Source organism: Paenibacillus sp. J22FR83, from assembly GCF_059691955.1.
In genome coordinates this window covers 296,788-310,174 of record NZ_JCAUAM010000009.1, presented here as the reverse complement: position 1 = coordinate 310,174, position 13,387 = coordinate 296,788, and the positions used below count along the sequence as shown (strand labels likewise).

General features: G+C 46.2%; 9 protein-coding genes. 2 read left to right on the top strand and 7 right to left on the bottom strand.

What is annotated here, in order from left to right; all coding sequences use genetic code 11:
• Window positions 1-14: 14 nt before the first annotated feature.
• A complete protein-coding gene (locus AC58PV_RS18360) occupies window positions 15-4,649 on the bottom strand; it encodes a glycoside hydrolase family 9 protein (protein ID WP_497433697.1) in 4,635 nt (1,544 codons plus the stop codon).
• 309 nt (window positions 4,650-4,958) lie between these two features.
• Between AC58PV_RS18360 and AC58PV_RS18355 the strand changes: the two genes are divergently transcribed.
• Window positions 4,959-5,516, top strand: a complete 558-nt coding sequence (locus AC58PV_RS18355; RefSeq protein ID WP_497433696.1) for a DJ-1/PfpI family protein — start codon at window positions 4,959-4,961, stop codon at window positions 5,514-5,516.
• Between the two features lie 128 nt (window positions 5,517-5,644).
• Here the strand turns inward: AC58PV_RS18355 and AC58PV_RS18350 are convergent, their stop codons facing one another.
• The 4 genes from AC58PV_RS18350 to AC58PV_RS18335 form a co-directional block, all read right to left on the bottom strand.
• The gene (locus tag AC58PV_RS18350; protein WP_497433695.1) at window positions 5,645-6,208 is read right to left on the bottom strand and encodes a nitroreductase family protein; all 564 of its coding nucleotides are present in this window, start codon (window positions 6,206-6,208) and stop codon (window positions 5,645-5,647) included.
• 91 nt (window positions 6,209-6,299) lie between these two features.
• Window positions 6,300-7,343, bottom strand: coding sequence for a FecCD family ABC transporter permease (locus AC58PV_RS18345; RefSeq protein WP_497433694.1), 1,044 nt, complete (start codon window positions 7,341-7,343; stop codon window positions 6,300-6,302).
• Window positions 7,330-8,334, bottom strand: coding sequence for a FecCD family ABC transporter permease (locus tag AC58PV_RS18340; protein ID WP_497433693.1), 1,005 nt, complete (start codon window positions 8,332-8,334; stop codon window positions 7,330-7,332). Before AC58PV_RS18340 ends, AC58PV_RS18345 begins: the two co-directional genes overlap by 14 nt.
• A 4-nt stretch (window positions 8,335-8,338) precedes the next feature.
• Entirely contained in the window at window positions 8,339-9,349 is a 1,011-nt protein-coding gene (locus tag AC58PV_RS18335; protein WP_497433691.1) for an ABC transporter substrate-binding protein, read from the bottom strand.
• A gap of 178 nt (window positions 9,350-9,527) precedes the next feature.
• Here AC58PV_RS18335 and AC58PV_RS18330 point away from each other — a divergent pair, with 178 nt between their 5' ends.
• The gene (locus tag AC58PV_RS18330; protein ID WP_497433690.1) at window positions 9,528-11,126 is read left to right on the top strand and encodes an AraC family transcriptional regulator; all 1,599 of its coding nucleotides are present in this window, start codon (window positions 9,528-9,530) and stop codon (window positions 11,124-11,126) included.
• Window positions 11,127-11,168: 42 nt separating this feature from the next.
• On the opposite strand, the gene AC58PV_RS18325 is transcribed toward AC58PV_RS18330, so the two are convergent.
• Both AC58PV_RS18325 and AC58PV_RS18320 read right to left on the bottom strand, forming a co-directional pair.
• Entirely contained in the window at window positions 11,169-12,071 is a 903-nt protein-coding gene (locus AC58PV_RS18325; RefSeq protein ID WP_497433689.1) for a fumarylacetoacetate hydrolase family protein, read from the bottom strand.
• 24 nt (window positions 12,072-12,095) lie between these two features.
• Entirely contained in the window at window positions 12,096-13,385 is a 1,290-nt protein-coding gene (locus AC58PV_RS18320) for an aspartate aminotransferase family protein (RefSeq protein ID WP_497433688.1), read from the bottom strand.
• Window positions 13,386-13,387: the final 2 nt, after the last annotated feature.

Sequence of the window (13,387 nt, the reverse complement as noted above, 5' to 3'; positions counted from 1 at the left end):
TCCTGCAAATCCAACTATTGACTTACACTAACATCCTCAAAGACGGCTTTGGTAGTCGCATACACACGGGCACCTATTTTACCATTGGTTAGAGAGGTATCTGTCACACTAATTTGCAACACACCATCTTTGTACGCTTGTATCGAACTGCCATTGACTACAATTTTATACGTGTAGGCCGTGTTCGCAGCAACGCTTGGACTTGCTGAACCCAATGCCGTTTGAACGCCGCCTACCTTTTTCAAAATCTGCATCTTGGGGACTGTCGTATTGTTGTTGTTGCGAATGGCTAAGATATAGTAGTTGTTTGCATCGGTAAACCTGAATAACAACCCAGCATCATTATTGCCACCAGCATTACTATTCACGTTAACCTGAGCCTGCAAAGTGTAATCCGTCCAAGCATTTGAACCTGCTGTTGACAAGCTATTTCCTTGTCCGGCAGTTCCATTGTAAGCTGAATTTACAACTGACCATGTTCCACTATCGGAAACCCACCCATTCGCATTACCATCGTTAAAATCGTCGAAGAAAAGCGTGGTGCTCACCACAGGCCCTGATTGACTTGTTGTGCTTACCGCATTTGAAGTGGTATCTGTTGTATTGAAATAATAAGAATGCACGCCTACTGGCAACTTGGTTGTGTAGCTGTAGGTTTTACCATCCGTGTAAGTTGTATCACTCACATCTGTCTCAACCATTTTGTGTATCACACCATCAATCACGGCTTCAACAACAAAAGGTTTTTGGTTATCCGCATCGGCATATGTCGTTTTAAAGGTAAAGTCCGTCTTCGTATCACCCGTTGCGGCGCTTACACTTGATGCCGTCAATGTAGGTGCCGTACCGGTAGCTAGGTTAGTTCCTTGGATATCGTCAATCAGTATTTCGCCATAAACACCTGTCGTTTGTTTCAGCCAAACTACTAAATGTGCGTTCTTCTTATTCAAGGCAGGGAACGCATTCAAATCATAATTCGTAGTTGTCCAAGTTGTCGGTACCGCAACGTATCCACCTGTTAAGCTAAAGCTCGATACGCCGTCTTCGATCGTCAAATTAACACGACTGTTCGCATAGCCAGGATTTTTCATTTTGTAAGTTAGATAGCGATAACCTGACAAGTCCAGCGTATCGTGCCACGGCTCAAATTTAGCCTGTGATGCACTGGATGCCGGGGTTTGTGCAAATTTCCCCACATTAAAGGTATCAACTACATCCGTTGTATAAACTCCTGTACCTCCATCTTGATTCCACCAATTGACCCACTTCAGCTTTTGACTCCCCCACGTTCCCCCGAGACTAAAATTATCAAAGAGTATCGGATGAGTCGGATCTGGCAGCGGAGCTGCTACCGTGAAATGTGTTGAGCTAGAGCTATTAATTCCGGAAGCGTCTGTTCCTTTAACACTCGTTCTTACATTCGTATAAGGTGCCAAGCCACTCGTATTAACCGTCGCCGTATATACCCCTCCAGCAACCGTCATAGCACTATAGGCTCCCGACGCATTTGAATAAACCGTACTCATGACAGAAGCAGGCTGAGCGAAAATAGTTACGTTGCCACGAACCCAATCTCCGATGACAGGGGATGTAATTGGGATTGCTGCAGGAGTGGTTCCCCCCATTGAGCTGGAGCCATTAAGATTCGTTAACCCCATTATGGTGTAGAGAAACCCAACCTGAATACTTTGGCTGAATTCGTTGTAGCGCCATTGATTACCATCATCAGCAGCCACCCCTCTATCTTCATACCAAGGACTTATGCTTGCTTTATCTTTGGTATTTTTCATGTTAGGTCCACTAACCATGGCACCAGGAATAACGATGCCTTTATTGGCTGTACTATAAGCCTCTTCATCCAAACGGGTATGCAAGAAATCTACATAGTCTGTTCCGATTCCAGACACCCAACTCATATTCCAAGGATTCTCCCCCAGGATCCAATACATTCCTTTTAATATACCGCGAAGTACCGAAGGATCTCCAAATAGCTCATAATACCGCACCATATCACCTAAATAGCTAGCATGGGGCTCATTCACACCAAAATTGCTAAACTGATTTAATACCCCATACGGTGTGTCATCTGTCAAGGACAAAAAGAAATCTGCTTGTTGTTTCAAGATTGACTGGATGATTGTCTTCGTCCCAGCATCTGCAACAGGATAAAACTCGGCCAAAGCCAGTGGTCTCATATCCCAGTAGTTGGTCGCAATGATGTCATTGAATGTCAACCCGCTAATTCTTGCCGTTGCTGATGTTTGGTAAGACGTTGTATTCGTTAGCAAATATAGCTCGACTTCCGCCCACAGTAACGGATTAGAAATACCGCCAATGGTAGGATTGATTGGATCTAGATCAGATGCATGCGCCACAGCATAGTTGTAAAATTTAACAGCACCTGCTTGGCAAGCTGCTGAGAAATTGGTGAAATCTGCTACTTTACCCGCAGTGATATAGCCACCAGCAAGCGCACTGTTAATTGCGCGTGCCGTTGCAGCAAGAGCACCTGCGACTTTAGCTGAACCTGCCGGGCTATCGCCATAAATGCGGCGATCATCTGCTGTATTGCTGATATTATCAGTTGCCTTCTCAGGATGAATGAATCCTGAATACGTCGCTAAACTATAGATCTGGCCATCAAACGCATTGGCGTATTTCAAGATATATTCGCTGCCGAATCGCGCTTCGTCGAGTAAATCCGGCACACCATTGTTATCATTGTCATACCTAACATTGGGGGATGTAGCGTGGCGAAGATAGGCTAGTGCCATTTCACCTGTAACCCACTGCTGCGCTCCGTACTTGCCATAATCGCCAGCATCATACCAGCCGCCAGTGAGATCATAATGAATCGTCCCATCTGCCGAAGCTCCATCATCTAAATGTGAAGCAGGATGGAACACTTTATCTGAAGGTGCTGTATCATCGCTATAGCCTATTGGATAAGCAATTCTTGTGTCTACACCGGAACGCTGCAATCGATAGAATGCAGTCATTTCATCCTTGTACTTATCCCAAATGTTGGTTTGTATTTGGAAAGGATAAGAAGATATACTGTTCGTTCTGATCGTATAATTTGTTCCCGTAGCCGTTATTGCCGAGAAATCAATCGAATACACATGTTTATCCCAGGTCACTCCCTCATAAGTCATATTACCTGAGGAAACAACCGTCGATCCACTTAAAACCTGATACGTTACATCACTTAAAGTGTCGATGGCAGTTACCTTAGCATTCTTGAATGCCGCCGCACTATATCCTGCCTGACTGACCACCACATCATTGACTAAACTGCCGGTATACGTAGTTGCATTCACTTTATCAATCGCGACTGCATACCCAGTTGAGCTTGCATTTTTTTGTCCCGTTACACTTATTTTCAAAGTGTGCAGCTTGTTACTGAGATCTGGGCTCGTATACAACAATGCCGACTCCTGCCTGCTTGAAGCATAAGCATCAATAGGAAGCTCTACACCTCCGTCAATAGAAATACTGGCGATGCCATAATCGGGTGCTTTGGCTCCATATAAACTTAGCTTAGTTCCTACAAAGCGAAAATTCACAGCATCATTCGTCACAGCTGATACATGGTTATCTGTTAAGTAGTTCCCTGCCGGCGCTGCGGCGTAAGACCAGCCTGTACCCACATAGTCAAATTGATTGCCACCAGTGCCTAATGTATTATCGTTGACGTCTAGTATTGTGGTCGAGCTTACAATTGTAGGTGTTGAAGCCGTTGAAGTAACAACAGGATCAGAGGTAGTGTCTGCGGTGCGATAATAATACGTATGACTACCGACAGGCAATTTTAAGGCATAGGTATAATCCTTGCCATCCGTATAAGTCTTATCCGCCATATTCGTATCTTTCATATCATAAAATGTAGTATCATCAAGCACGAGCTGCATGGCAAAAGGCTTTTGATTATCCACATCTGTATACGTCGCTTTAAATGTATACAGCGTTTGCTCATTATTGATTGCTCCTGAATCTGATGATAAGCTTGTCGCCGTAATCGTTGGCGCAGTTCCGTTATAGGTTGAGGTTGCTTTAATATTGTCTAGCAGCATCTCACCATAGACACCGGTTGTTTGCTGCAGCCAAACTACCAGATGAGCTTTTTTCTTATCCAGGGTAGGGAACAAATTTAAATCAAAGTTGTAAGCCGTCCAGCTTGTTGGAACAGCAACATAGCCTGAGGTTAAGCTGTATGCTGTCACACCATCCTCAATTTGAATATTGATTCGGCTATTAGAATAGCCTGGATTTTTCATGGAAAGGCTTACATATCTGTAGCCAGAAATATCTGCATTGAAATGTTGGGGCTCGAATTTAGCTAATGAACTACTCGAAGCCGGGGTCTGGGTAAACTTGCCGACAGTCAGGCTATCCACCGTTGCTCTTGCATAAGTACCCGTGCCGCCAGCTTGGTTATACCAGTTAGCCCAGCCTGCTCCTGTACCTCCAAAGCTGCCTCCTCCAATAAAATCATCAATGGATTGCGGGTTCCCTGGACCTGGCAAAGCCGGTACTGCAGCAAAAGCTGTCATAAAAGATAACAAGAACGTATTTAAAGCAAATACAAAAACTAAACCTACCCTACTTATTCGCTTAACACTAAATCTTCTACCTTGTACTTCATGCATGAATAAAACCTCCATTTTTTTCAGCTGTGCGTTTAACTTAACCATGGTCTAACTTAAACTTTAATCGCCTCCCTTCGAAGGTAACAATAACCCTGAAGTTTACAACCTGACTATAAGGGATATAACAGGAAAGCAAAATAAACAGAACTATAATAAAGTCTAAAATTCTCTACACTTTTTATAATATATTGTTTCACTCCGTTGCTATCCGCAATTCGACAATTCCTCCCAAATTACACCCGTATACAAGAAAACCAGGTTTGTTCATAATTAAACATGAGTTACCATCCATTTCCAAGGAGTGATCTCGTGTCCAAAAGGATTTTATTTCTAACTGGTGATGCTGTCGAAGTATTAGAAGTGTACTATCCCTATTACCGCGTGTTAGAGGAAGGCTATGACGCCGTTATCGCTTCGCCTGCGAAGAAAGTTCTTCGAACGGTCGTTCACGATTTCGTAGAGGATTGGGAAACGTATACCGAGAAACCGGGACATCTGCTCCCTTCCCATGTCGCTTTCGCCGATGTTGACCCTAGCCAATTCGATGGACTCATCATTCCTGGTGGCAGAGCGCCCGAATATATTCGTTCGAGTGAAGATGTACCACGCATTCTTCGTCATTTCCTTGAAGCGGATAAGCCTATTGGCGCTATCTGCCATGGTGCACAAGTATTCGCCGCGCTGAAAGACAGATCCCTCTTCGAGGGGCGTACATTGACGGCGTATAACGCATGCCGGTTGGACGTTGAAGCACTTGGCGCTACCTATACAACCGACACGCTTCATGTCGATGGGAAGCTCGTGAGTGGTCATGCTTGGCCTGATTTACCAGGCTTTATGCGTGAGTTTTTGAAATTATTGGCCTAATTTAAACTACATAGATGCTAACAACGAAACGGGACCGCCTCGCAAGTAGTTTAACTACTTGTGAGACGGTCCCGTTTAGATAGGAGGCTTGTTTACACTTTTATTGGAGAGCACTCATTCATATACATTTATCCATGAACGATCAGCTTGTGATCAGCTGAGGTACGAGGCCGGGGAGCAGGGACAACGGACGGATAACCGATATGTAGAACACCAACGACCTTCTCACCAGGTTGAACGCCGACGGCTTCTCGAAAAGCTGGCGCATAGACAAAGTTGTTCGTTTTCCAAACTACGCCTATCCCTCGTTCCCATGCCGCAAGCTGGAATGTTTGAATCCAACAGCAGACAGCTCCGTAATCCTCATCCCACTGCTTCTGTCGGGAATCCTCCTTCATCACGACGACCAGATGCATCGGAATTTCAGCATAATAGGCGGTTCGCTGTTCTTGATATTTAGCTTTCTCTTCTGCACTAAAAGCTCTGATCACCGCTTCGGTGAAGTCCGAACGAGCCTCTCCCTTGTACAAAATAAACCGCCAAGGCTCTCTAACTCCATGATTTGGCGCCCAATTGGCCGTGTTCAACAATTCCATAAACAAATCCATCGAAACAGGCTCATCTGAAAATTCACGGATCGTTCTCCGCTCCCTGATCAACCTAGCCATTGTTAATAAGTTTTCACTGCTCATTGCCATCTTCCCACCATTCCTCTGTATTCCACCACCGCGAACTGCCTTAATGTCGCAATCCAGCTTCAAATCCTATACGCCGCTCCGTCGGCTAACTTGTATTCCTTCTTGTATAGAGCAAATAAATAAAAAATGGCGCCCCTACAGCGGAAGTAAATACGCCTGCCGGAATGTCCAATGGAAGCAACAGCGTTCGCCCAGCCAGATCAGCCAGTACGACAATGATTCCTCCCAACAGGGCTGATGTCGGAAGTAGACTTCCGAAACTCACGCCCACCAATTTGCGCGCCATATGTGGAGCAACCAACCCGACAAATCCAATTCCTCCGGCAACGGCTACAGCCGAGCCTGCCAATCCAACGCCAAGCAGCAGCATTAGCAGACGATTACGCTCAACCGCGCTGCCTACGCCAGTCGCCAGATCATCGCCGAGCAGAGCAACATTGACCTGACGCTTGCGCATCCAAGCGAGCGGTAGCAGCACGACCGTCCACGGCAGAATCGTCAGTACACTTTCCCAATTGGATCCATAGACAGAGCCTGTCAGCCAGAAATAAGCCTGATTCGCTTCGTTCCGCGGATTAAATATCAACAGCAATGTCGTCATTGCAGACATGAGTCCAGAAACGCCGACACCGACCAGAACGAGCCGTATAGCCGTCACGCCTCTCTTCCAGGCCAGCGTATATAACAATCCGGCTACAAGAACAGCTCCAAGCAAAGCTGCGACAGGCAGCAGACGGATACTGACCGTGCCAAGTAAATAATGAAGGAATACAACCGCCGCTACGGATGCGCCCCCCGTAACGCCAAGTACATCAGGGGAAGCAAGCGGGTTACGGATCATACTTTGGAAGATAGCTCCGGAAGCGGCAAGTGACGCTCCGGCCATTAGAGCAACTAACATGCGCGGAAGACGAAGGTTTTGGATAACCATCGCATGCTCCTGGCTTCCCACACCGAGCAAACTGGCAATCACAGCAGGAGGCGATATGAACGTGCTCCCACTGCCGATACTGAAAATCATGGCCACCAAGCAGCTGGCACAAAAAAGAAGCAGTACATTCCTGTTTTTGGTTGGTAGCAGCTTCAAATCTCGTACGCTGGCAGCACGCTGGGGGTTATGCACTTTCATGACTTTGCCTCCCCCTTCGCGCAATATAAATAAAGAACGGAGCGCCGATCACCGCAGTCATGACACCAACCGGAATTTCCTCTGGTATGATGAGGAATCTCGCGACCAAATCCGCCAAGTTTAAGAGTATTGCCCCCAACACTGCACAATAAGGAAGCAACCAACGGTAGTCTGTTCCAACTATAAAACGGGCAATATGTGGAATGATAATCCCTACTAAACCGATTGGCCCGGATACCGCTACTGATCCTCCGGCTAATATGACAATGACGATCATCGTCACAGTTTGAACAACCACTGTCCGCTGTCCTAGTCCTTTGGCCGTCTCTTCTCCCATCGAAAGCAGATTCATATCGCGAGCAAGGAAAAAGGCCGCCGCCCAGCATACGACCATATAAGGCAAAACCTCGATAAGCAGTTCCAATGAACGGCCAGCTATCGATCCGACTAGCCAAAACAGCACCGTATTCAATCCTTGACGGTTCATGACCAACAGTACCTGTGTGAACGAAGCGAATAGCGTTGTCATAGCGGTACCCGCCAATATCATTTTAATCGGTGTCAGTCCTCCCCTGCCTACCGAACCCAGCACGTAAACACTCAATGCGCCTACAGCAGCGCCCAAAAAGGAAATCCACATCAGCCCCGACATCGAACCTATGGAAAGCATCAGCGCACCTGTTACAACAAAGAAAGTCGCCCCCGCATTGACCCCCAGCACACTTGGCGAGGCAAGTGGATTACGCGTTAATGCTTGCATCAGCGCTCCCGCAATCGCAAGACTAGCCCCGATTGCCGCAGCAATCAGAGCTCTTGGCAAGCGTGTGGTGCGAATCACCATCTGCTCGCTAACACTTGCGTCATAATGGAAAATGCTAGTCCACGCTTGTATCCAGCTGTAATTCTTCGCTCCGAGCATCATACTGGCTGCCATACATACTAGCAGCAGGAGGAAGCATACAACAAGTCCAGCAGCCCGAATTCGATTCATCTCCCTATTCCAGTCCGAAATACTTGAACAGGTCATCGAGCATCGCTTTGGCGGCAAGCGGTCCCGCACCGAAGTTCCAGGTTATCGGATCAACTTTAATGAACTTGCCGTTTTTAACACCCTTCAATTCCTTCCAAAGCGGGTGAGAGGTCCACTCCTCTTGCAGTTTCGGAATATTTTCCTGACCTGGAAGTATGGTTGTAATATCAAATATGTAATCACCATCGAATTGCGGAATATGCTCTTTGGACAGAATATCCAACCCTGAGCCGGAGAATTCAACCTGTTGGGCCTTAGGAACAGGGAAACCAAGGTCTCTCAGCATGAGTCCAGGGAAACCCTTGAGATATACCTTCACACTGTTGTCACGCTGGATACGAATTAGTGATATTTCCGTTGTACTCAACTTGCTGCCCATCTTATTCTTGAAGTCTGCCGCACGCTTATTCCATGCTTCCATGAACTTAGTTCCTTCATCTTCTTTGCCCAGAGCCACCGCAGCCATTTGCAAATTGCCCTTCCAATCGGCCAAATCGTCCGTTACAATCGTCGGTGCAATCGCCTGAAGCTGCGGGTAAATTTTCTCATGACGCACCTTAGTTGCAACAATCAGATCAGGCTTCAGCGCAATAATCGCCTCCAAATTCGGCTGTCCCTCATCCCCCAGATTCTTCACCCCGCTCATATCGCCGAGATATTTGAACCATGGCTTTTGATCCGTAGATTCAACCGCGCCTACAGGCTTCACACCAAGAGCCGCACCCACATCATTCATTCCTTGAAATAAATAAACAACTCGTTTAGGAACACTCTTCAACGTTGCAGTCCCCATCGCGTGCTTGATTGTTTTCTCTACCGCCTGCGCCGAACTGCTTTCTACAGACTTCGTTGGCCCAGCTGATTGCTGAGGCGCAGCAGTGTCTGAAGCATTATTCATCTGGCCGGAATTTGCTGAACCGCAGCCTGCCGCGATCAGCATCATCACGAAGACCAGCGCCGTGTGAACGAATTTCATCTTTTTTTCCTCCCCATCTGCTTTGTTTATTGATATTGAGAATCTTTATCAATAATAAAAGCTTAAGCAAGGCTTGTACATGCACAATTCTACCCGTTTTTGATCTACTTTCTTGAATTCGCCACAAGCGCATTATATAATTGAGAATGATTATCACAATAGAGGAGGCGTTGTTCGGATGAGACAAGGTGCAGCATTGTTTAAACAAACTCCTTATTTATTGTTTTCATCCATACATCTACGCAGGCTCAAAAGCCATCTGTCTATTGAGCTGGGCCCTCTCCCGGCCATATTTCTCTGCTATGTCATTAAGGGGAACGGGATACTGCATATCGGCTCATCGCAGCTTGCCATTAAGCCCCGCCAAATATATATCATCCCTTCAGAAGCAAGCATTCAGGTAAGCTCGTTATCAGGGAATCTTGACTATTATCTAATTACTGCCTTTTGTTCTACCGGTAGCACGCATCAACCACTCTCACAAGGACATGTTCCACTCAAGCAGACCGAAATGTCGCTCGAACGTTATGAACAGCTTCATTCTGCTTACCGTCATAAATCCAAAAGCAAATTCGCCCTCAATCTGCAATTTCAGGAGCTGCTGCATTATATACTTGAACATCTAGGAGAGCCGGAGGAATTGCAAGAACCCGACCACGGCATCACAAACAGCCTTCATTACCTCCATGCCCACTCCCATGAGAAAATCAAAGTTGAGACGCTGTCCACAATTGCTGGGTATACATTGAATGCCTATTCACGTGAATTCAAAAAAATAAAAGGATTATCTCCCATCGATTATTTAAACGCATACCGGATCTCGCAAGCCAAGCAACTGCTCCTCGAAAAAACACTTTCGGTCAAGGAGATCTCTTCCACCGTTGGATTTGAGAGCGAATTTTATTTCAGCAGAGTGTTCAAACGCGAGGTCGGTATCCCTCCTACACTCTATATGAAACGCAGAGATATGAGAGTCGCAGTCACCTCTGGCATCCCACTTCAGGATATTCTCCGGTCACTGGGTATGGAGCCCGTCTATGCAGCCAATCTCCGATTAAGCAAAATTGTACCCGAAGAGGCAGCTATGCAGCAGTTAGAGCATCATCTGGAGAGCATCAGCAAACTCAAGCCCGACATAATTATCGGAGATTCTTATCATGGCGCTTACCTCCAGCAGTTAAAAGAAATTGCTCCTGCAATTATGTTGGATCCCAGCAAGGATTGGCGTCAGATTAACAAGCAGCTTGCCTTCCTAGTAGGACGGGAACGAGAAGCGGAGCAAAATTTCAAGAAAATGGACTACCACAAAAACGACATACTGCAAGCCTGGGAGCACCGTATTATTCAGCAGACGACAGCGTTTGTGTCCATACATAACAAGCTGATCCGAATTTATGGGAATGATCACCACCCACTCAATCATCTGCTCTATTCGGAACTTGGATTCAAAGCAGGCTCCTGTGTACCCAAAGGTGTCATGAGGGTTGATTTCTCCCCGGAAAAATATCCAGCCATCGCTGTCGATCACCTCTTTCTACAGCATCATTCCTCCTATCCGGAAGATGAGGAGTTGATTCATGATTTGCAGCAGACGCCTAAGTGGCAAGCGTTTGAAGCAATACGCAACAACACCTTTCTGTTGACTCATAACTGGGTGAGATTAAGCTGGTCAACGGATGGCAGGATGCAAATTATGAATGAAATTATCCAGTATTTGCAAGACAAAGAGGGAAATACCCACGCTATAGAAAACGAAACAGGACCGTCACACAAGTAGTTCAACTACTTGTGTGACGGTCCCGTTTCTTCATAACTTCTCTTACTCCGCTACCATCCGATTGGTCAGTGCTCCGAGCTTTTCAATCTCAATCGTGACGACATCCCCATCTTTTAAATACACTTGTTTCTCTGGCGGATATCCTAGTACAACACCCTCAGGTGTCCCTGTCAAAATGAGATCTCCCGGCATCAGCGTCATATGCTGTGAAATGTAACTGATGATTTCATCGCAATGGAATATCATATCCGACGTATTCGAATGCTGTCTCACATCACCATTTACCACCGTTGTAATCGTGAGATCATTTGGGTTGCCTACTTCATCAGCGGTCACAACATAGGGACCAATCGGCGCAAATTGATCACACGTTTTACCTAATAGCCATTGCGCGGTCCTCAGTTGTAAATCACGGGCAGACAAATCATTGGCATTGCAGTATCCAAAAACGTGAGAAAGCGCTTCTTCCTTCGAAATAGATTTCGCCCTTTTCCCAATGACAATGGCTAACTCCGCTTCATAATCAACTTTGACTGAAACGTTGGGCAACGAAATCTCTTCGCCATGACCCGCTAGGGCATTATTGAACTTGTTGAACAATATAGGATATTGCGGGATCTGTGCATTCGTTTCCTCTGCATGTCGGCGGTAATTAAGTCCCACGCAAATGATTTTGTTCGGATGCGTGACGCAGGGTCCAAGCGTTAATGCAGCTTCGTCTAATACATAACCCGTTGTATCCAAGTCAGATCCTAGAACGCGATCTATAAATGAATGCAGGTCGTTCAAAGCTTCCGCACCGCCATCAATGACCTCATGAATGGTTGTCGGAATTGCCTTCTCTTCCGTTACTGCGGAGAGTGCCGCCAGAACATCAACCACTCCTTGCTCCCTTTTAACACCTAATCGATAAGTCTCATTATGAAGAAACGTAACTAATTTCATGTGTCGTTAACTCCTAACTTTAAATTATGGACGAACAAGTTCCTGCAACACGGACTCGATAATCGTAAGGGTTGTATCGACGTCCTGATCCGTATGGGAATAACTAATATGATTGCGTTTAATATTCATTGGCATCTTGAAAATGCCCTTCTCGATCAACTTCTTACGATAGTCTACATATAGCTCAGCATCATTCTGCTGCAAATCCGAGTAATTCTTCGGCTCGCTCTTCATGAAATAAGTCGTCCATACAGAACCGAATCCTGCCACATACGCCTCGATCCCCAGTCGTTCATGAATGCCCCGAATGCCAGAACGCATCTTTTCACCTAATCGGAAAATATGCTCATGAACCGGTTCGTTCTCCATCAATTCGAGTGTTGCAATCGAAGCAGCCGTGCCTACGGCATGCCCGTTATAGGTGCCTGCAAACCACACGTCTCCACCTGGGTATGTATTGAAACGCTGCATATATTCACGCTTACCCGCGACAGCAGCGATTGGATAGCCGTTCGCCATCGCTTTACCCATCGTTGTCAAATCCGGGGTAACCCCGGCAACCTTCTGATAACCGCCGATATCATGACGAAAGCCTGTAATCACTTCATCAAAAATAAGCAGTGCACCATGTGCGGTGCAAAGTTCACGGAGTCCTTCCAAGAAGCCAGGCTGCGGCATCACGCAGCCGATATTATGGGGAATCGGCTCGACGATCAGCGAGGCAATTTGCCCTTTATTTTCACGGAATGTTCTCTCAACATCATCCAGATCATTAAAGGTACAGACCAAGGTATTGTCGATGGCTTCATCTAGCATTCCGGCAGATCCCGGATCCCTTTTGCCAATCATATCCCAAGAACTAAGCATGTTACGCGCGACATAATCGTGCCAACCGTGATAACAGCCTTGAAATTTGATGAGCTTATTGCGACCGGTAATCGCACGAGTCAAACGAATCGCATGATAGGTAGCCTCCGAGCCTGAATTACAAAAAAGCACTTGTTCTGACGAAGGGACGTGCGTACAAATTTTGCGAGCCAATTCCACTTCTAGATCTGTACAGCCGACGCCATACAAATCTGTTCGCTCAATGGCTTCAATCACCTTGCGATTGACGTAAGGATGACTGTGCCCTAGAATAATCGGGCCGAATGCGCCTTGATAATCGATGTACTTTTTGCCATCAGCATCATAAATATAAGCGCCCTCTCCTTTGGTAAACACCTTCATCGGATTCACGTTACGAATGGACGTATGTACGCCGCCTGGCGCGTATAATTTCGATTGCTCATATAGTTCTGCATTGTTGGACATTC